This window comes from Bradyrhizobium sp. WYCCWR 13022 (genome assembly GCF_030435535.1).
Lineage (GTDB): Bacteria > Pseudomonadota > Alphaproteobacteria > Rhizobiales > Xanthobacteraceae > Bradyrhizobium.
The window spans coordinates 1452779-1471362 of sequence record NZ_JAUIZJ010000002.1 but is presented as its reverse complement, the minus strand read 5'-3'; the positions used below and the strand labels follow the sequence as shown (position 1 = coordinate 1471362).

The 18584-nt window shown below is 65.9% G+C and carries 14 protein-coding genes; 11 read left to right on the top strand and 3 right to left on the bottom strand.

Features of this window, described 5'->3' with window-relative positions; genetic code table 11:
• Positions 1-9 precede the first annotated feature (9 nt).
• The 11 genes from QY049_RS08085 to QY049_RS08035 all read left to right on the top strand — a co-directional run bounded on the left by QY049_RS08085 (position 10) and on the right by QY049_RS08035 (position 14678).
• Positions 10-1413 (top strand): hypothetical protein, encoded by a 1404-nt coding sequence (locus QY049_RS08085; protein WP_258762392.1) that lies wholly within the window; start codon positions 10-12, stop codon positions 1411-1413.
• Positions 1414-1512: 99 nt separating this feature from the next.
• Positions 1513-1782, top strand: a complete 270-nt coding sequence (locus tag QY049_RS08080; RefSeq protein ID WP_194476759.1) for a hypothetical protein — start codon at positions 1513-1515, stop codon at positions 1780-1782.
• 131 nt (positions 1783-1913) lie between these two features.
• A complete protein-coding gene (gene ccmI, locus QY049_RS08075; RefSeq protein ID WP_258762391.1) occupies positions 1914-3029 on the top strand; it encodes a c-type cytochrome biogenesis protein CcmI in 1116 nt (371 codons plus the stop codon).
• A gap of 37 nt (positions 3030-3066) precedes the next feature.
• Positions 3067-3588 carry a cytochrome c maturation protein CcmE gene (gene ccmE / locus QY049_RS08070; RefSeq protein WP_194476757.1) on the top strand — a complete coding sequence of 174 codons (522 nt, stop codon included), beginning with the start codon at positions 3067-3069 and terminating at the stop codon, positions 3586-3588.
• Complete coding sequence (locus QY049_RS08065) at positions 3585-5567, top strand: heme lyase CcmF/NrfE family subunit (RefSeq protein WP_258762390.1); 1983 nt, start codon at positions 3585-3587, stop codon at positions 5565-5567. The genes ccmE and QY049_RS08065 overlap by 4 nt, the downstream gene beginning before the upstream one ends.
• 4 nt (positions 5568-5571) lie before the next feature.
• On the top strand, positions 5572-6060 hold the full coding sequence (locus QY049_RS08060; protein WP_194476755.1) for a cytochrome c-type biogenesis protein: 489 nt from the start codon (positions 5572-5574) through the stop codon (positions 6058-6060).
• A gap of 103 nt (positions 6061-6163) precedes the next feature.
• On the top strand, positions 6164-7507 hold the full coding sequence (locus QY049_RS08055) for a methyl-accepting chemotaxis protein (RefSeq protein WP_309493924.1): 1344 nt from the start codon (positions 6164-6166) through the stop codon (positions 7505-7507).
• Positions 7508-7728: 221 nt separating this feature from the next.
• Positions 7729-9306 carry a Do family serine endopeptidase gene (locus QY049_RS08050; protein ID WP_194476753.1) on the top strand — a complete coding sequence of 526 codons (1578 nt, stop codon included), beginning with the start codon at positions 7729-7731 and terminating at the stop codon, positions 9304-9306.
• 272 nt (positions 9307-9578) lie between these two features.
• The gene (locus QY049_RS08045; RefSeq protein ID WP_258762388.1) at positions 9579-10259 is read left to right on the top strand and encodes a response regulator transcription factor; all 681 of its coding nucleotides are present in this window, start codon (positions 9579-9581) and stop codon (positions 10257-10259) included.
• Complete coding sequence (locus QY049_RS08040; protein ID WP_194476751.1) at positions 10243-11703, top strand: ATP-binding protein; 1461 nt, start codon at positions 10243-10245, stop codon at positions 11701-11703. Before QY049_RS08045 ends, QY049_RS08040 begins: the two co-directional genes overlap by 17 nt.
• Entirely contained in the window at positions 11700-14678 is a 2979-nt protein-coding gene (locus QY049_RS08035) for a bifunctional [glutamine synthetase] adenylyltransferase/[glutamine synthetase]-adenylyl-L-tyrosine phosphorylase (RefSeq protein WP_258762361.1), read from the top strand. Before QY049_RS08040 ends, QY049_RS08035 begins: the two co-directional genes overlap by 4 nt.
• On the opposite strand, the gene QY049_RS08030 is transcribed toward QY049_RS08035, so the two are convergent.
• The 3 genes from QY049_RS08030 to fdhF are packed head-to-tail and all read right to left on the bottom strand — an operon-like array spanning position 14644 to position 18575.
• Positions 14644-14880 (bottom strand): formate dehydrogenase subunit delta, encoded by a 237-nt coding sequence (locus tag QY049_RS08030; protein ID WP_194476749.1) that lies wholly within the window; start codon positions 14878-14880, stop codon positions 14644-14646. The genes QY049_RS08035 and QY049_RS08030 overlap by 35 nt on opposite strands.
• Positions 14867-15697, bottom strand: a complete 831-nt coding sequence (gene fdhD / locus QY049_RS08025; RefSeq protein ID WP_301269241.1) for a formate dehydrogenase accessory sulfurtransferase FdhD — start codon at positions 15695-15697, stop codon at positions 14867-14869. Before fdhD ends, QY049_RS08030 begins: the two co-directional genes overlap by 14 nt.
• Positions 15698-15701: 4 nt before the next feature.
• Positions 15702-18575, bottom strand: a complete 2874-nt coding sequence (gene fdhF / locus QY049_RS08020) for a formate dehydrogenase subunit alpha (protein ID WP_258762360.1) — start codon at positions 18573-18575, stop codon at positions 15702-15704.
• Positions 18576-18584: the final 9 nt, after the last annotated feature.

The window sequence follows — 18584 nt, the reverse complement described above, 5'->3', positions numbered from 1 at the left end:
CCCGGGCGCATGAGCCAGACATCGATCGAGCGGCTGAGGGAATATCTCGCGCAGCTCCCGCCGCAGGCGCAGGCGCTGCTGATGCGGGAGTTCGAGCGCGCGCTCGAGCGCGGCCAGGACACGGCTGTGGCGACCCTGGTGCTCGAACAGCTCCGCAAGATCGTGCGGAAGACAGAGGCCGACGAGGCCACGCCGCCGCGCACCGACGATCTGTCGCGGTTGCTGTTCCAGGTGCTGGAACCGTTCCTGATCGAGGCTGGCGCGCCAATTCGGGTCGGGCAGATCCGCCGCTCCTCGCTTCATCCGATCTGGCAATGGCTCGGCCGCGATGGCGCCCCGGACAAGATCAACGAATTCGAGGCGGCGCTGGCGCGCATGCCGGCCACGGACAGTTCCGGGCAGGTCGAGGCGCTGGCGCTCAAGCTTCAGGTCGTGGCTGCGGACGCCATCTTCGAGCTGACGGGGCCTGGCGGCGGCGACAAGTCGCGCGCGCTCGCCCGGGTCGGTCCGCCCAACGTGATCGAGGACCTCTATTCGATCGGCGCGGTGCTCGCCGTTCGCGAGGCCATGGGCACGTTGAAAGAAAAACTGCCGCGCTTCCTGCGTGCGTTCGGAGATCCCCAGATCGCCTCGGTGACCGCAGCGCTGAACATTCCGGTGCTCCAGACCCCGCAGATGCTGCCCTTTGCGCTGTCGGTGGTGGTCCAGCGCATGACCGCGCCGTGGCAGATCATTCGCCTCGCCATCAAGATCGCCGCCTCCGACGACGAGATTCGCGTCGCAGCCACACCCTATGGCGTCGCCGTCACGATGGCCCTGCACGATCTGTCCCGCGTTGCCGCCAATTTGCGCATGGACATCAAGCGCGGCCATTTCGAGACCGTCGCCGACAATCTCAAGGCGCTGCATGACGGCGTCCGCGGTCTGCGCACCGAGCTCGACCTGCGCAACGATTCCGCCTGGGGCAAGCAGCTGACCTCGATCCGGGCCGACATCTCCAATGCGCTGCAATCGGAAATCGACAGCGTTCCCGGCCGCGTTCGCCGCATCCTGCGCCAGCGCCCCGAGAAGGACATTCCGCCTGGCGCGCGGATCGACAGCACCGAGGTCGAGGAAACCGTCGCGCTGATCGACTTCGTCGCGACCTGCCGCAATTTCGCCAGCGAGCTCGCCATCAACGAGGTGACGCTGCGCACCTATTCCGACCTCCAGCAATATGTCGAACGCTCGACCGAGCAGGTGGTGCAGTCGTTGCGCGGCGCCGACCACAAGGTCCGCGCCTACCGGCAGCAGCAGGTGCAGGCGGCGATCCGCTTCTGCCAGGTGCTGTTCGGCGACGATTACGCCTCGCTGATGAGCCGAGCCGCGGAGAACGCCGCGACGGGCGAACGCAAATCGACGCGCGCGAGCTGATTCAAGCGCATCTTTTCGTGATCACAATTTGTGGTTGACGGTGCCTGCTGCGGGCCCTACGGTCGCCGTGCAAGCATTGGAATTTCTATCTGTGGGCGCATGAAACCCATTATCAGCTCCATCGAAATCGAAAACCGCGTCATTGTTGCCAAATATCAACGACTGATGGTCGGTGCGAAGGTGGTGCTGGTCGAAAAGGCGAGCGGTCGACAACTGCCCGAGACCGTTACCAGGGTCGCATCGCCCGTTCCCGTCGGGGCGTTGCGCATCAGATTGCCCGAGGCCATCGAGCCGGGAACATACTTCTTGAGGGCTCTCAACGGGCATGGCGAGGACGCCGCTCAAAGCGTTGACTTCGAGATCAGCTAAGCCGTTGGATTATCACCCTTTCGGGACAGGGTGTGCTCGCGCCAAATTGACAATTGTCAATTGCCGCATCGTCCGGCCGTGGTGTAAAGCCACCTATGGGCGCGGCTCACGCGCTGCCGGAAGCTTGCCAGATGACGCTATGGTTCGTGTTCGCGCTGATGACGGTCGCGGCGATTTTCGCCGTGCTCTGGCCGCTCGGCCGTGGCGCGCGCGATCAAGATCAAGGCAGCGAGGTCGCGGTCTACAAGGACCAACTGGCCGAGGTCGAACGGGATCTTGCCGCAGGGCTGATCGCGCTACCTGAGGCCGAGGCCGCACGCGTCGAGATCAGCCGCAGGCTGCTCGCCGCTGCCGGCAGCGAGTCCGCGCTCGCGCCGGCAACCAGCCTGAAATGGCGCCGCGCGGCAGCCGTGCTGGCGCTGGTCGGCCTGCCTCTGGCCGCGATTGCCATCTACGTTCCGCTCGGCTCGCCGACGCTGCGTGATTTCCCGCTGGCGGAGCGCGAGCGCGGTGCAGGTTCCGGCATGGCGCAGTCGCTCGAGAACCTCGTGGTGCAGGTCCAGCAACATCTGGAAAAGAACCCGACCGACGGCCGCGGCTGGAACGTGCTTGCGCCGGTGCTGGAGCGGCTCGGCCGCTTCGACGAGGCCGTGCGCGCCTATCGCAATTCGATCGCCTACAATGGCGAGAGCGCGGAGCGGCGCTCCGATCTCGGCGAGGCCATCGCGGCTGCCGCCAGCGGCGTGGTGACGGCGGAAGCCAAGACCGAGTTCGAGCGCGCGCATGCGCTGAACGCGGACGATCCCAAGGCGAACTATTTCCTCGGGCTCGCCGCCGAGCAGGACGGTCGCAGGGATGACGCGGCCAATATCTGGCGCGCGCTGCTGGCGAAGGCGCCGGCGGATGCGCCGTGGCGGCCGCTGGTGCAGACTTCGCTCGCGCGTGTCGGCGGTGGCGGCGTGACGATGCCGGCGCTGTCGGATGAGACGATCGCAGCGTCCAAGGAAATGAAGGATGGCGATCGCAATGCGATGATCCGCGGCATGGTCGAACGGCTCGCCACGCGGCTGAAGCAGAACGGCGACGACGTCGAGGGTTGGCTGCGTCTGGTGCGCGCCTATCTTGTGATGGGCGACCGCGACAAGGCGATGGGCGCCTCGAGCGACGCCCGACAGGCGGTCGCCAACAACGCCGAGCGGCTGCGCCAGCTCAATGAAGGCCTCAAGACTCTCGGGCTCGACGGATGACGGTCGCAGCACGAGACGAGCGGAGAACGGATACGCCATGACGCGCAAGCAGCGACGTATGACCATCATCGGCGGCTCGCTCGCCGTTCTCGCGCTCGCGGCCGCGCTGGTCCTCAATGCCTTGCGCGACTCCATCGTGTTCTTTTCGACCCCGACCATGGTGGCCGAAAAGCACGTCCAGCCCGGCACCCGTTTTCGCCTGGGCGGCCTGGTGCAGCCGGGCTCGCTCCAGCGCGGCGACAATCTGGCGGTGACGTTTGAAGTTGCCGACGGCGGCGCCAAGTTGCCCGTTGCCTACAAGGGCATTCTGCCCGATCTGTTCCGCGAAGGGCAGGGCGTCGTCGCCGAAGGTGCGCTCGATGCCAACGGCGTGTTCAAGGCCGATACCGTGCTCGCCAAGCACGACGAGACCTACATGCCCAAGGACGTTGCCGATGCCCTGAAGAAGCAGGGGCATTGGAAGGACGATTACGGCGCCCAGGCTTCCGACAAGGCGTCTGGTGGTGCCAAGCCTGCCGCCACGACGGCGCAGGGCAATTCGCAGGGAGCGATGCGGTGATTGCGGAAGCCGGACATTACGCGCTGGTGCTGGCGCTCGCGCTGGCGCTGATTCAATCCTTCGTGCCTGTCATCGGCGCGCGCCTGCGCGATCCCGCCTTGATGAACGTGGCGCGTTCCACCGCGCTGGCGCAGCTCCTGTTCGTCGGGGCGTCGTTCATCGCGCTGGTGACGTTGCACGTGAACTCGGATTTCTCCGTCGCCAACGTCTACGAGAACTCGCACTCCATGAAGCCGTTGATCTACAAGATCACCGGGGTCTGGGGAAACCATGAAGGCTCGATGCTGCTGTGGGTGTCGATCCTGGCGCTGTTCGGCGGGCTCGTTGCGGCCTTCGGCAACAATCTGCCGCTGTCGCTGCGCGCGCATGTGCTGGCGGTCCAGGCCTGGATCGCGAGCGCCTTCTATCTCTTCATCCTGATCACCTCGAATCCGTTCCTGCGCATCGCCAATCCGCCGATCGAGGGGCGCGACCTCAATCCGGTGCTTCAGGACATCGGTCTCGCCGTGCATCCGCCGATGCTCTATCTCGGCTATGTCGGCTTCTCGATCTCGTTCTCCTTCGCGATCGCGGCCCTGATCGAGGGACGCATCGATGCGGCCTGGGCGCGCTGGGTGCGGCCGTGGACGCTGGTCGCCTGGATCTTCCTGACCCTCGGCATCGCGATGGGCTCCTACTGGGCCTATTACGAGCTCGGCTGGGGTGGCTGGTGGTTCTGGGACCCGGTCGAGAACGCCTCGCTGATGCCGTGGCTCGCCGGCACCGCGCTCTTGCATTCGGCGCTCGTGATGGAAAAGCGCAATGCGCTGAAGGTCTGGACCATTCTTCTGTCGATCCTGACCTTCTCGCTGTCGCTGCTCGGCACCTTCCTGGTGCGCTCGGGGGTCATCACCTCCGTGCATGCCTTCGCCAACGATCCGACCCGCGGCGTGTTCATCCTGCTGATCCTCTGCCTGTTCATCGGGGGCAGCCTGTCGCTGTTCGCGGGACGCGCGACCTCGTTGAAGCAGGGGGGGTTGTTCGCGCCGATTTCGCGCGAGGGCGCGCTGGTGCTGAACAATCTGCTGCTCACGGTGGCCTGCGCCGTCGTGCTGTTCGGCACGCTCTATCCGCTCGCGATGGAAGTGCTCGCCGACTTCAAGATGTCGGTAGGTGCTCCCTTCTACAATCTCACCTTCGTGCCGCTGTTCGCACTGCTGCTGCTTGCGGTGCCGTTCGGGCCGATGCTGGCGTGGAAGCGCGGCGACCTGCTCGGTGTGACCCAGCGCCTGCTTGCGGCGGGCGTCGCAGGCCTCGTCGTGATCGCCATCGTCTGGGCCTGGACGCGTGGCGGCAGCGCGCTGGCGCCGTTGGCGATCGGGCTTGGCATCTTCGTCATCGCCGGCGCCGTGACCGACATCGCCGAACGAACCGGCCTGTTTCGCCTGTCGTTCGCGACCACGCTGCACCGCGCCCGCGGCCTGCCTCGCTCGGCCTGGGGCACCGCGTTTGCGCATGCCGGTCTCGGTGTCGCGCTGATCGGGATCGTCTGCGAGACGACCTGGAACAGCGAATATATCGCGACGATGAAGCCGAACGACGTGGCGCAGGTCGCCGGCTATGATCTGAAGCTCGACGGCCTGCTCGAGCGGCAGGGGCCGAACTACCGCGAGATGATTGCGCAGTTCAACGTCAGCCGGGGCGGCGAAGCGCTCAGCGTGATGACGCCGTCGAAGCGCAGCTTTACCACGCGCGGCTCCTCGACCACCGAGGCCGCGCTGCTGACCCGCGGCGCGAGCCAGCTCTACATCTCGCTCGGTGACGTCACCGCCGAGGGCGGGATCGCCGTGCGCATCTACCACAAGCCGCTGGTGCTGATGATCTGGTGGGGGCCGGTGCTGATGGCGTTCGGCGGCATGCTGTCGCTGTCGGATCGTCGCTTGCGCGTCGGCGCGCCGAAGCCGGCGCGAGCCAAGCAGCGCCTGCAGCCGGCGGAGTGATCCGATGCGCCGCATGATGGCCGCGTTCGTCGCGCTGATGCTGCTGGCCGTGCCTGCGGTGCATGCCGTGCAGCCCGACGAGATCATGTCGGATCCGGCCAAGGAAGCGCGCGCGCGCGCATTGTCGCGCGAGCTGCGCTGCATGGTCTGCCAGAACCAGTCGATCGACGATTCCGATGCGCCGCTCGCGCGCGACCTGCGGCTCCTGGTGCGCGAGCGGATCGCGGCCGGCGACAGCAATTCGCAGGTGCTCGACTTCCTGGTCGCGCGCTACGGCGAATTCGTGCTGCTGAAGCCGCGCTTCGAGCGACAGACCATGCTGTTGTGGCTGCTCGCGCCGCTGCTGCTGATGGGTGGCGGCTTCGCGCTGTGGCGGCAGAATCGCCGGCGCACGCAGGACGGTGCAGATCTGCCGACGCCGCCGCTGACGCCGGACGAAGAGGCGAGGCTCGCGGCGTTGATGTCCGAAGATGCGAAGTCGTCCCAGCCCTAAGTAATGATACGTAGGATGTTGGGCGGAGCGCGTTTCATGCTCTGTTGACCTTTGTCTGGAAGCTTGTCGCGAGATTTGATTCTAGACTCTGGGTCTCCGAGCGATGTTCACGAACTGCAATTTGACGATCCGTTTTCTGGTCGGCGCCGTCGTCGCTGCATTATTGTTCCTGCTGGGCATTGGTGGCGGCACGGGTTTCGTCGCGGTGCTCTATCTCAACAACGAGATTACCAGCCTCTCGTCCGACGTCGCCGCGCTGAGCGGTCCTGCGCGCGACCACGCGATGCAGATCTACCAGCAGGCGCAGGCCGCGTTCTCCTGGTTCCTGGTCGCCTGCGGAGTGATCGCGGTCATCGCCGTCGCGATCTGCCTCACCACCTGGTTCGCCGTGCGCAACGGCATTCTCAATCCCCTGGCGGCGATCGTGCATGCCATGCGCGAGGTTGCCGACCAGAAATTCGAGACGCCGATCCCGGGTCTCGGCGGCACCAACGAGATTGGGTTGCTCGCCGGCGCGCTGGAGGTGTTCAAGACCAACGGGATCGAACGGCGCCGTCTCACCGAGCAGCAGTTGCACGAAGCGCAGCACCAGGCTGACCGTTCAAAATACCTCGATGACCGGATCAAGGGCTTCAACGGGCTCGTCGCCAGCGTGGTCGACAGCGTGGCGTCGTCGGCCGTGCACCTGAAGCGCAACGCCGAGACGCTGTCGCAGACCGCCAACGACACCAGCAGCAAGGCCAATGCCGTGGCAAGCGGCGCGAGCCAGGCCAGCGCCAGCGTGCAGACGGTTGCGGGCGCGGCCGAGGAGATGACGAACTCGATCGGCACGATCAGTCGCCGCGTCACGGACGCCACGCAGCGCGCCGAGGGCGCGGCGGCGCAAGCCGAGAAGAGCCGCGACACCATCCATACGCTGTCGGATGCCGCCGACAAGATCGGCGAGGTCGTCCAACTGGTGCAGGCGATCGCATCGCAGACCAATCTGCTGGCGCTGAACGCCACGATCGAGGCGGCGCGGGCTGGCGAATCCGGCAAGGGCTTTGCGGTGGTTGCTTCGGAAGTGAAGAGCCTTGCGCATCAGACCAGCAAGGCGACGGAGGAAATCACCGCGCATGTTGCCAGCATCCAGGGCATCACCGCGGAGACGCGCGGCGCGATCGACGCGATCTCGAAGACGCTGTCGGAGATTTCGTCGATCATGTCCGGCATCGAGGTCGACACCGCCCAGCAGCGCAATGCCACGCAGGACATCAGCCGCAGCGTCCAGGACGCCGCGCGCGGCACGCTCGACGTCTCCAACCACATCGTTCAGATCACCTCGACCTCGGCCGAGACCGGCCGCATGGCGGCTGAAGCCCGGGATTCCGCCGTCGATCTGTCGCAGCAGGCGGAGACCCTGAAGCGCGAAGTCGACGAATTCATCGCCAGCGTCAGGGCAAGTTGACGAAGGGCGGAGGGCGCTTTGGCCGATCTCGCCGGAATCCTTTTAAGCTCCTGTAAGAACGCGACTTTTGGCCTGCGCTAAACTGCCGCAGCACGGTCCCGCCTTCATTACAAAAGTTTAACCCCGCAGCCAGCGCGCGGTAAGGCTGAAGCCCCCATCTTCAGGTCCCTACGGTGCCGCCACTGGCACCCGAAGGATTTCAAGGCCCTGGAGACCTCTGCATGACCGACCGTCCCGATCTCACGAACCTTCCGTCCTACCGGCAGTCCCGCCGTTCGGTGTTTTCCGCCCGCAGGATCGCGCTGATGGCTTCGGTCGTCGCCGGCCTCGGCATCGCCGTCCACGGCTTCAGCCCGTCGACGTCGCCTGCGGATTTGTTCTCCAGCCCGGCGCACGCGCAGGTCAACAACGAGGTCAAGAAGGTCGATCGTCCGATCGGTTTCGCCGACATCGTCGAGCGCGTGAAGCCCTCGGTGATCTCGGTGAAGGTCAACATCAAGGAGAAGGCCACGAGCAACGACGACGGCGATGATTCCTCGCCATTCCAGCCGGGCTCGCCGATGGAACGCTTCTTCCGCCGCTTCGGCGGTCCGGATGGCATCCCCGGCCTCAGGGGCGGCGGTCGTGGCCGCGTCGTGCAGGGCCAGGGCTCCGGCTTCTTCATCTCGGCTGACGGCTTTGCGGTGACCAACAACCACGTGGTCGACGGCGCCGACAAGGTCGAGGTCACCACCGACGACGGCAAGACCTACAGCGCCAAGGTGATCGGCACCGACCAGCGCACCGACCTCGCCTTGATCAAGGTCGAGGGCGGCTCGAACTTCCCGTTCGCCAAGCTCGCGGACAGCAAGCCGCGGATCGGCGACTGGGTGCTCGCGGTCGGCAATCCCTTCGGCCTCGGCGGCACCGTGACCGCCGGCATCGTCTCGGCCAGCGGCCGCGACATCGGCAACGGCCCCTATGACGATTTCATCCAGATCGACGCGCCCGTGAACAAGGGCAATTCGGGCGGTCCGGCCTTCGACACCAACGGCGAGGTGATGGGCGTCAACACCGCGATCTACTCGCCCTCCGGCGGCAGCGTCGGTATTGCGTTCTCGATTCCAGCCAACACCGTCAAGAGCGTGGTCGCCCAGCTCAAGGACAAGGGCTCGGTCAGCCGCGGCTGGATCGGCGTGCAGATCCAGCCCGTCACGTCCGACATCGCCGACAGCCTGGGGATGAAGAAGGCCGAAGGCGCGCTGGTCGCGGAGCCGCAGAAGGACGGTCCGGCCGCCAAGGCCGGTATCGAGTCCGGCGACGTGATCACGGCCGTCAACGGCGATTCCGTCAAGGATGCGCGCGAACTCGCCCGCACCATCGGTGGCATGGCGCCCGGTGCGACCGTAAAGCTCGACGTGCTGCACAAGGGCCAGGACAAGGTCGTCAACCTCACCCTCGGCCAGCTGCCGAACACGGTCGAGGCCAAGGCCGACACTGATAACGGCAGCGGCAAGGGTGCGAGCAGGGGCACCGATGTGCCGAAGCTCGGCATGACCGTTGCGCCCGCCAACTCCGTGGCCGGCGCCGGCAAGGACGGTGTCGTGGTCACCGAAGTCGATCCGAAGAGCGCTGCGGCCGAACGCGGCTTCAAGGAAGGAGACGTGATCCTCGAAGTCGGCGGCAAGAGCGTGAGCACCGCCGGCGAAGTCCGCGACGCCATCAACACGGCGCGGTCCGACAACAAGAACAGCGTCCTGATGCGCGTGAAGAGCGGCGGCCAGTCGCGCTTCGTCGCGGTGCCCATCGCCAAGGGCTAGCTTCAGGAGGCCGTCGAGATGAAGAGTGTCGCCGGCATCGGTCGCCCCCGCCGCCGGCACTCTTCCGGGGAGCAGCGCAACGCTCGCTCCCCACACCTACCTTCCGGTGGAAACACGCCCCCCTCCGTCGGAAGGTCTAGGGCGGTGAGGTCCCCCCAGCTTCACCGCCCGCCTTTTTGCCTATCCACGTTCCGTTCGCTTGGCTTGCATGCGATTGCCGCTCGCGCCATGTTTAGAGAAGGTTGACCTCCTTGACCGCCGCTGAACGCACGATGCGCCTCCTCATCATCGAAGACGACCGCGAATCCGCCGACTATCTCGTGAAGGCGTTTCGCGAGGTCGGACACATTGCCGACCACGCCGGTGACGGCGAGGAAGGCCTCGCCATGGCCGAGAGCGGCGATTACGACGTGCTCGTGGTCGATCGCATGCTCCCCAAGCGCGACGGTCTGTCGCTGATCGGCGCGCTGCGCGACACGGGCGATACGACACCGGTCTTGATTCTCTCCGCACTCGGGCAGGTTGACGACCGCATCAAGGGCCTGCGCGCCGGCGGCGACGACTACCTGCCGAAGCCTTATTCCTTTGCCGAGCTGCTGGCTCGCGTCGAGGTGCTGTCGCGCCGCCGTGGCGGCCCGGCGGAGGACACGCTCTATCGCGTCGGCGACCTCGAGCTCGACCGGCTCTCTCACCGCGTCGCCCGCGGCAAGGACGAGCTGACGTTACAACCGCGCGAATTCCGCCTGCTCGAATATCTCATGAAGCATGCCGGCCAGGTGGTGACGCGCACCATGCTGCTGGAGAACGTCTGGGACTATCATTTCGATCCGCAAACCAACGTGATCGACGTGCACATTTCGCGGTTGCGCTCCAAGATCGACAAGGGATTCGAGCGGCCGCTGCTGCACACGATCCGCGGCGCCGGGTACATGATCCGTGACGGCATTCGGTAAACTCGTCCGCACCACGGCATTCCGGCTGACGCTGGTCTATCTGCTGCTGTTCGCGATGTTCGCGGCCTCGCTGCTCGGCTATTTCGCCTGGAATACGCGGCGGCTTATCACCGAGGAAATCACCCAGACGGTGAATGCCGAGACCTCGGAGATCAACGTGATCTATGATCGCCGCGGCTTGGTCGGCCTCGTGCGAACGATCGAGTACCGCGCGCTGCGGCCGGGCGCCAACCTCTATCTCGTGACGACGCCGACCGGGCAGGCGATCGCCGGCAATGTCGGCTCGCTGGCGCCGGGCGTGATGGGAACGACCGGCTGGTCGGAGACGGCCTATCGTCGGATCGAGGATGCCGACGATCGCGACCATCGCGCGCTGGTGCGCGTCACCCAGCTCGAAAACGGCTTCCGCCTCCTGATCGGCCGCGATCTTGCCGAGCGGCGGCGCTTGTTCAGCATCGTGGCCAAGGCCGCGCAATGGTCGATCCTGATCGTCGTCGTGCTCGGCCTCGGCGGCGGCGTCTTCGTCGCGCGCAGGGTGCTGACGCGCATCGATGCGATGTCCGGCACGGCGCATCGCATCATGACCGGCGATCTCAGCGAGCGCCTGCCGGTCGGCCGCAGCGGCGACGAGCTTGATCGCCTCGCCGAGAATCTCAACGCCATGCTGGAGCGGATCGAGGCGCTGATGTCGGGCCTGAAGGAGGTCTCCGACAACATCGCGCACGACCTCAAGACGCCGCTGACGCGCTTGCGCAATCGCGCCGAGGAGGCGCTGGCGAAATCGGGCTGCGAGGCCGATTATCGCACCGCGCTGGAGCGGACCATCGAGGAATCCGACGGGCTGATCCGCACCTTTAATGCGCTCTTGATGATCGCGCGCGCCGAATCCGGCCAGGCGCGCGGCAACATGGATGATTTCGACGCCGCCGACGTCGCGGTCGGCATTCACGAGCTGTACGAGCCGCTGGCCGAAGACGACGGCATGACCTTGAAGGTCAAGACCCAGGCGGCGCCCATTCACGGCAATCGCGAATTGATCAGCCAGGCGCTCGCCAATCTGGTCGAGAACGCGATCAAGTACGGCAAGCCGGACGCTCAGCCCCAGGGAACCGTGATCAGCATGGATGCCCGTCAGATCACGATCGAGGCGAAGCGCGAAGGCGATCAGGTGCTGCTCAGCGTCGCCGACCGTGGCCCCGGAATTCCCGAGGCCGACCGCAAGCACGTCGTCGAGCGATTCGTCCGGCTGGAGGCGAGCCGCACCATGCCGGGCTCCGGCCTTGGCCTCAGCCTCGCCTCCGCCGTCGCTACGTTGCATGGCGGTGAATTGCGCCTGGGCGACGCCCAGCCCGGTCTCGTTGCCACGCTGCTGCTGCCGGCGCGCGTGGGGGCCGGCGACAGGGTTGCTCCTGCAGTAGCGGATGTGCCACAGAAGGTGGCATGAACCACTCCGCGCCGGGAAACGCGGACAAGCATGGTGAGAGCCTGGTCGCGCGCTTCGCGGAAGCTCCCCATATTGCCGCTTCCATGTCAGACGAGCGACGTTTCGAAGGCTGGCTGGCCGAGCTCGAGCCGGCACAATCGACCCGTCTTGAAGCCTTGCTGGTCCATCCCTTTGCGCGGGAGATCCTGGCCGGGATCGCGGAATTCTCGCCTTATCTGTTCGATCTGGTGCGCGCCGATCCGCTGCGCCTGATCCGGCTGCTCGAAAGCGAACCGGATACGCATCTCGCCGCGCTGATCGCGGAGGCGAGGGCCGCTGTGCTGGCGGCGCCCGACGAAGCCGAGGTGATGCGGCTGCTTCGCCGCATGAAGGCGGAAGCGGCGCTCCTGATCGCGCTGTGCGACATCGGCGGGGTTTGGCCGGTGATGCGGGTGACGGCTGCGCTGACCGATCTCGCGGTGTCCTCGGTGCAGGCGGCGCTCCAGTACCTGCTGCGACAGGAAGCCGCACGCGGCAAGATCGTGCCATCAGATCCAGAGGCGCCGGAGATCGGTTGCGGCCTGATCGTGCTCGCCATGGGCAAGATGGGTGCGGGCGAGCTGAACTACTCCAGCGACATCGATCTGATCGTGTTCTTCGATCCCGATGCCACGACGCTCGCGCCCGATATCGAGCCGCAGCCATTCTTCGTCCGGGTGACGCAGGGCATGGCGCGCATTCTCCAGCAGCGCACCTATGACGGCTACGTTTTCCGCGTCGACTTGCGGCTGCGGCCTGATCCCTCCTCGACGCAGGTCGCGATCTCGCGCGATGCCGCGCTGAACTATTACGAGCGCGAAGGACGCACCTGGGAGCGTGCCGCGATGATCAAGGCGCGGGCTTGTGCCGGCGATCCCCGGGCAGGCGAAGCGCTGCTGGCTGAAATCGCGCCCTTTGTCTGGCGCAAGCATCTCGATTTCGCCGCACTCGCCGACGTGCACGACATGAAGCGGCAGATGCAGACCTATCGCGGCCAGAGCGAGATCGCGGTCGAGGGCCACAACGTCAAGGTCGGTCGCGGCGGCATCCGCGAGATCGAATTCTTCGCCCAGACCCAGCAATTGATCGCCGGCGGCCGCCAACCGGAATTGCGCGTGCGACCGACGCTTGCCGCGCTGAACATCCTCGCTGCTCGCAACTGGATCACCTCATCGGCCCGCGACGAGCTGACCACGGCCTATGAATTCCTGCGCCGCGCCGAGCACCGTCTCCAGATGATTGCCGACGAGCAGACCCATGCGCTGCCTGAGGACAAGGAGGCGGTCGAACGCTTCGCTTGGTTCTTCGGCTATCAAAGCCGCGAGACGTTTGCGCGCGACTTGTTGCGTCAGCTCGAGATCGTCCAGGGACACTACGAAAAGCTGTTCGAAGGCGACGATCCGACCGGTACGGCAAGCTTGCCGGCGATCGACTATCGCGCAGGTCCCGACGATCCGCGCCTGCTCCAGCATCTGACAACGCTTGGCTTCAAGAAGCCCGCCGCCGTGGCGCAGACCGTCCGCGATTGGCTCACTGGCGACTACCGCGTCTTCCGCGTTGAGGCGACGCGAAATGCCTTTGTCGAGTTCGTGCCGGCTTTGATCGACGGTCTCGCGCATGCCGAGGAGCCGGACCGCGCCGTCGTGGCCTTCGACCATTTCCTCCAGGCGCTCCAACGCGGCGGCCGACTGATCACGCTGCTCGGCCAGAACCGCGATCTCGTCGCGCTCGTTGCGCTCGTGCTCGGCGCCGCGCCCCGGCTCGGCGAGATGCTGGCGCGGCAGCCGCAGCTGATGGACGGCCTGATCGATCCGCGCTTCTTCGGCGCGATGCCCGACAAGCGGGAATTGTCGGCGCGGCTTGCGGTCACGGTGCAGGATGCCGGCTCCTACGAGGAATTTCTGGACCGGCTGCGCCTGTTCGGGCAGGAGAGCCTGTTCCTGATCGGCACGCGCATTCTTTCGGGCACCGTCTCGGCGCAGCAGGCCAGCACGGCCTTTGCCGACGTCGCCGAGGGCATCGTCCATACCGTGCACGGTCTCGTCGCCGATCGCTTTGCCGCTCAGCACGGGCGCATCAAAGGGCAGGAGACCGCCATCATCGCGATGGGGCGGCTCGGCAGCCGCGAGATGACCGCATCCTCCGACCTCGACCTGATCCTGCTCTATGATTTCGACAGCGACGATCCGGACTCCGACGGCCGGAAATCGCTCCAGGGCGCGCACTATTTCGCCCGCTTCACCCAGCGCCTGATCAGCGCGTTCACCACCCGCACCAATTACGGCGTGCTGTACGAGATCGACATGCGACTGCGACCTTCGGGGCGCGCGGGTCCGGTGGCGTCCAGCCTCGTCTCCTTCGCGGACTACCAGGCCAACGAAGCATGGACCTGGGAGCACATGGCGCTGACGCGCGCACGCGTGGTGTCGGCCTCGGGAGAATTCACCGCGCGGATCGAGCGCATCATCCGCGAGGTGCTGACCCGCCCGCGCGACCCTGCGACTACCGCCAACGACGTCGCCGACATGCGCCGTGCGATCGCGCAGGAGAAGGGCGAGACCGACCATTGGGACCTGAAATATGCCTCAGGCGGCATGGTCGACATCGATTTCATCGCGCAATATCTCCAGCTCGTCCATGCACACGACAAGCCCGACATTCTCGATGTCAGCACACTGCAGGTGCTGGAGAATGCCGCCAGGCTCGGCGTGCTGCCGCAATCGGAAGCCGAGATCCTGCGCGCCGCGGCGCGGCTCTATCACGATCTGACGCAGATCCTGCGGCTCTGCGTCAGCGACCGCTTCAAGCCGGAAACGGCGGGAACAGACCTTCAGCGCGTGATGGCGCGCGCCGGCGATGCGCCGGATTTCTCCTCGCTGGAGGCGCGCGTGAAGGAGACGCAAAGCGAGGTGCGGCGCGTGTTCAGTGCGCTTCTGGAAGGGAAGTCGTCTGCTTGAGCGAGGTGAGGGCTTCGAGCACGTTCGGTTCGAGGCCCGCGCCGCCGGCATCGAGATGCGCGAAGATCGCGCGCTTCATCCTGGGATCCCAGAACTTCCTGATGTGATCGGCGATCCCGGGCACGGCCTTGTCGTGGCCCTGGCTGCGGAAGAAGGTGCCGATCTGGTTGGCCATGTAGACGAGGCGGTCAGGCGACGACATCGATGATCTCCTGAGCACGACGAGCCGTGATGCGGCCCTGGTGCGTGAACACTTCAAACCCGTCGCTGCGGGCGATGGCAATCAGCGTGATACCGGCAGCCGCTGCGGTGCGGACCGCAAGCGCGGTGGGGGCGGAGACGGCGATCATCACGGGCGCGCCGATCGCGGCGGTCTTCTGCACCATTTCGACCGAGACGCGGCTCGTCAGCAGCACCAGGCCTGCGCTTGCGCTCGTCCGGCTGCGCGCCAGCGAGCCTGCGAGCTTGTCGAGCGCGTTATGGCGGCCGACGTCCTCGCGCAGGGCCACGATACCGTTCGAGGGGGACCAGAACGCCGCGGCGTGCACCGCGCGGGTCTGCATGTTGATCGATTGCAGCGGGGCGATCGCCTGCATCGCCGTCATGATCTGCTGCGGTGTGAAGGACTGGCCCGGCGGCACGATGGAAGCGGGCCGCACGGCTTCCGCGATCGAGTCGATGCCGCAAATGCCGCAACCGGTGGGGCCGGCAATGTGGCGGCGGCGCTCGCTGATGCGCGCAGCGTTGTCCTGCTCGAGCCACATGCGCAGCTCGATGCCGTCGTCGAGGCGGACCACGTCGAGCGACTTGATGTCGTCGACCGATGTGATGATGCCTTCGTCCAGGCTGAAGCCGACGGCGAAATCTTCCAGATTCTGCGGCGTCCCCATCATGACGGCGTAGGTGCCGCCATTATAGGTCAGCGCCAGCGGCGTCTCCTCGGGGATCAGCCGTGTGCCCTCGGACGCGACACCATCGCGCCAGATTTCCCGATCGATGGCCTGGACCGCCACGTGCATGCCGTTACTCCGCGGCCTCGGCCGGCGCAATGCGGCGGGAGTGCCGCGCCTGCTCGTCGTAGCTCTTCTGCCAGTCGGACGGGCCGTTCGAGGGCGAGATCTGCACGGCCGTCACCTTGTATTCGGGGCAGTTGGTCGCCCAGTCCGAATAGTCGGTCGTGATCACGTTGGCCTGCGTATCCGGATGGTGGAAGGTGGTGTAGACGACGCCAGGCGACACGCGGTCGGTGATTTCAGCGCGCAATGTGGTCTCGCCGGCGCGGCTGGCCAGCCGCACCCAGTCGCCGTCGCGCACGCCGCGCTGCTCGGCGTCGTGCGGATGGATCTCCAGCCGGTCCTCGGCATGCCAGACCACGTTGTCGGTGCGCCGCGTCTGCGCACCGACATTGTACTGGCTGAGGATGCGCCCCGTGGTGAGCAGCAGCGGGAAGCGGGGGCCGGTGCGCTCGTCGGTTGCGACATACTCGGTGACGATGAACTTGCCCTTGCCGCGCACGAAGCCGTCGATGTGCATCACCGGCGTGCCTTCCGGCGCCTTCTCGTTGCAGGGCCACTGCACCGAGCCGAGTTCGTCTAGCTTGGCGTAGGAGACGCCGGCGAAGGTCGGCGTCAGCGCCGCGATCTCGTCCATGATCTCGGAGGGGTGGCTGTAGTTCATCTCTAAGCCCATCGCCTTGGCGAGGGCAATGGTGACTTCCCAGTCGGCCATGCCGTTCTTCGGCGACATCACCTTGCGGACGCGCTGGATGCGGCGCTCGGCGTTGGTGAAGGTGCCGTCCTTCTCGAGGAAGCTCGAGCCGGGCAGGAAGACGTGGGCGTAGTTTGCGGTCTCGTTCAGGAAGAGGTCGTGGACGATGACGCATTCCATCGCCGATAGCGCCGCCACCACGTGCTTGGTGTTGGGGTCGGACTGGAGAATGTCCTCGCCCTGCACGTAGAGGCCCATGAACGTGCCTTCGATTGCGGCATCGAACATGTTGGGAATGCGCAGGCCCGGCTCCGGGTTGAGCTTGACGTTCCAGAGCGCCTCGAACTGGTCGCGCACGGCATCGCCAGAGATGTGGCGATAGCCTGGCAGCTCGTGCGGGAACGAACCCATGTCGCAGGAGCCCTGCACGTTGTTCTGGCCGCGCAGCGGGTTCACGCCGACGCCGGGACGGCCGATATTGCCGGTCGCCATCGCGAGGTTGGCGATCGCGATGACAGTGGTCGAGCCCTGGCTGTGCTCGGTGACGCCGAGCCCGTAATAGATCGCGCCGTTGCCGCCGGTCGCATAGATGCGGGCGGCTTCACGCAACGTCTTCGGATCGACGCCGGTGAGGATGGCGGTGGCTTCCGGGCTGTGCTTCGCTTGCGCGACGAAAGTGGCCCATTCCTCGAACTCGCTCCAGTCGCAGCGTTCGCGCACGAAGGCTTCGTTGACGAGGCCTTCGGTGACGATGACATGCGCCAGCGCCGTCACGACCGCGACGTTGGTGCCGGGCATCAAGGGCAGGTGCAGCGCCTTCACGTGCGGCGATTCCACCATCTCGGTGCGGCGCGGATCGATCACGATCAGTTTTGCACCCTGGCGCAGCCGCTTCTTGAGGCGCGAAGCAAACACGGGATGAGCGGAAGCCGGATTGGCGCCGATGATGACGGCGACATCGGTGTCCTCGACCGAGTCGAAATCCTGGGTGCCGGCCGAGGTGCCGAAGGTCTGCGACAGGCCATAGCCGGTCGGCGAGTGGCAGACGCGGGCGCAGGTGTCGACGTTGTTGTTGCCGAAGCCGGCGCGGATCAGCTTCTGCACCAGATAGGTTTCTTCATTGGTGCAGCGGGACGAGGTGATGCCGCCGATGGCATCGCGGCCGTACTTGTTCTGGATGCCGCGCATCTTGGCGGCAGCGAACGAGAACGCTTCATCCCAGGACACTTCCTTCCAGGGATCCTCGATCCGCTCGCGGATCATCGGATTGAGGATGCGTTCCTTGTGGTTGGTGTAGCCCCAGGCGAAGCGGCCCTTGACGCAGGAATGGCCGCGATTGGCCTTGCCGTCCTTGTACGGCACCATGCGCACGACTTCCTCGCCGCGCATTTCCGCCTTGAAGGCGCAGCCGACGCCGCAATAGGCGCAGGTGGTGACGACGGAGTGCTCGGGCTGGCCGATCTCGATCACGGACTTTTCCGTCAGCGTCGCGGTCGGGCAGGCCTGCACGCAGGCGCCGCAGGAGACGCATTCGGAGCCGAGAAAACTCTCGCTCATGCCGGGCGAGACGCGGCTGTCGAAGCCGCGGCCGGAGATGGTCAGCGCGAAGGTGCCTTGCACCTCCTCGCAGGCGCGGACGCAGCGCGAGCAGACGATGCACTTGGAGGGATCGTAGGTGAAGTAGGGGTTGGACTCGTCCTTCGGCATCCAGGCGGCGTTGACCTCGCCGTTGGACTTTGCGAACACGTGGTTCTCGCCATCATAGCCATAGCGCACTTCGCGCAGGCCCACGGCGCCGGCCATGTCCTGCAGCTCGCAATCGCCGTTGGCACCGCAGGTGAGGCAGTCGAGCGGATGGTCGGAGATGTAGAGCTCCATCACGCCCTTGCGCAGCTGCTTCAGCCGCTCGCTCTGGGTGTGGACGACGAGGCCGTTCATCACGGGCGTGGTGCAGGAGGCAGGCGTGCCGGCGCGGCCCTCGATCTCGACGACGCAGAGCCGGCAGGAGCCGAACGCGTCGACCATGTCGGTCGCGCAGAGCTTCGGGATCTGGTGGCCTGCATCCATCGCGGCGCGCATGATCGAGGTGCCCTCTGGCACCGTGACCTCGTTGCCGTCGATGGTCAGCGTGACCATCGTTGATGATTTGGAGCGCGGCGTGCCGAAGTCGATCTCTTCGATCAGAGACATTGTCGTTCT

Coding starts and splice junctions, on each gene's coding strand:
- QY049_RS08080 (WP_194476759.1), top strand. CDS start 1,513: ATGAAACCCATTATCAGCTCCATCGAAATCGAAAACCGCGTCATTGTT.
- QY049_RS08050 (WP_194476753.1), top strand. CDS start 7,729: ATGACCGACCGTCCCGATCTCACGAACCTTCCGTCCTACCGGCAGTCC.
- fdhF (WP_258762360.1), bottom strand. CDS start 18,575: ATGTCTCTGATCGAAGAGATCGACTTCGGCACGCCGCGCTCCAAATCA.
- QY049_RS08055 (WP_309493924.1), top strand. CDS start 6,164: ATGTTCACGAACTGCAATTTGACGATCCGTTTTCTGGTCGGCGCCGTC.
- QY049_RS08085 (WP_258762392.1), top strand. CDS start 10: ATGAGCCAGACATCGATCGAGCGGCTGAGGGAATATCTCGCGCAGCTC.
- ccmI (WP_258762391.1), top strand. CDS start 1,914: ATGACGCTATGGTTCGTGTTCGCGCTGATGACGGTCGCGGCGATTTTC.
- ccmE (WP_194476757.1), top strand. CDS start 3,067: ATGACGCGCAAGCAGCGACGTATGACCATCATCGGCGGCTCGCTCGCC.
- QY049_RS08060 (WP_194476755.1), top strand. CDS start 5,572: ATGCGCCGCATGATGGCCGCGTTCGTCGCGCTGATGCTGCTGGCCGTG.
- QY049_RS08045 (WP_258762388.1), top strand. CDS start 9,579: ATGCGCCTCCTCATCATCGAAGACGACCGCGAATCCGCCGACTATCTC.
- QY049_RS08035 (WP_258762361.1), top strand. CDS start 11,700: ATGAACCACTCCGCGCCGGGAAACGCGGACAAGCATGGTGAGAGCCTG.
- QY049_RS08030 (WP_194476749.1), bottom strand. CDS start 14,880: ATGTCGTCGCCTGACCGCCTCGTCTACATGGCCAACCAGATCGGCACC.
- fdhD (WP_301269241.1), bottom strand. CDS start 15,697: ATGCACGTGGCGGTCCAGGCCATCGATCGGGAAATCTGGCGCGATGGT.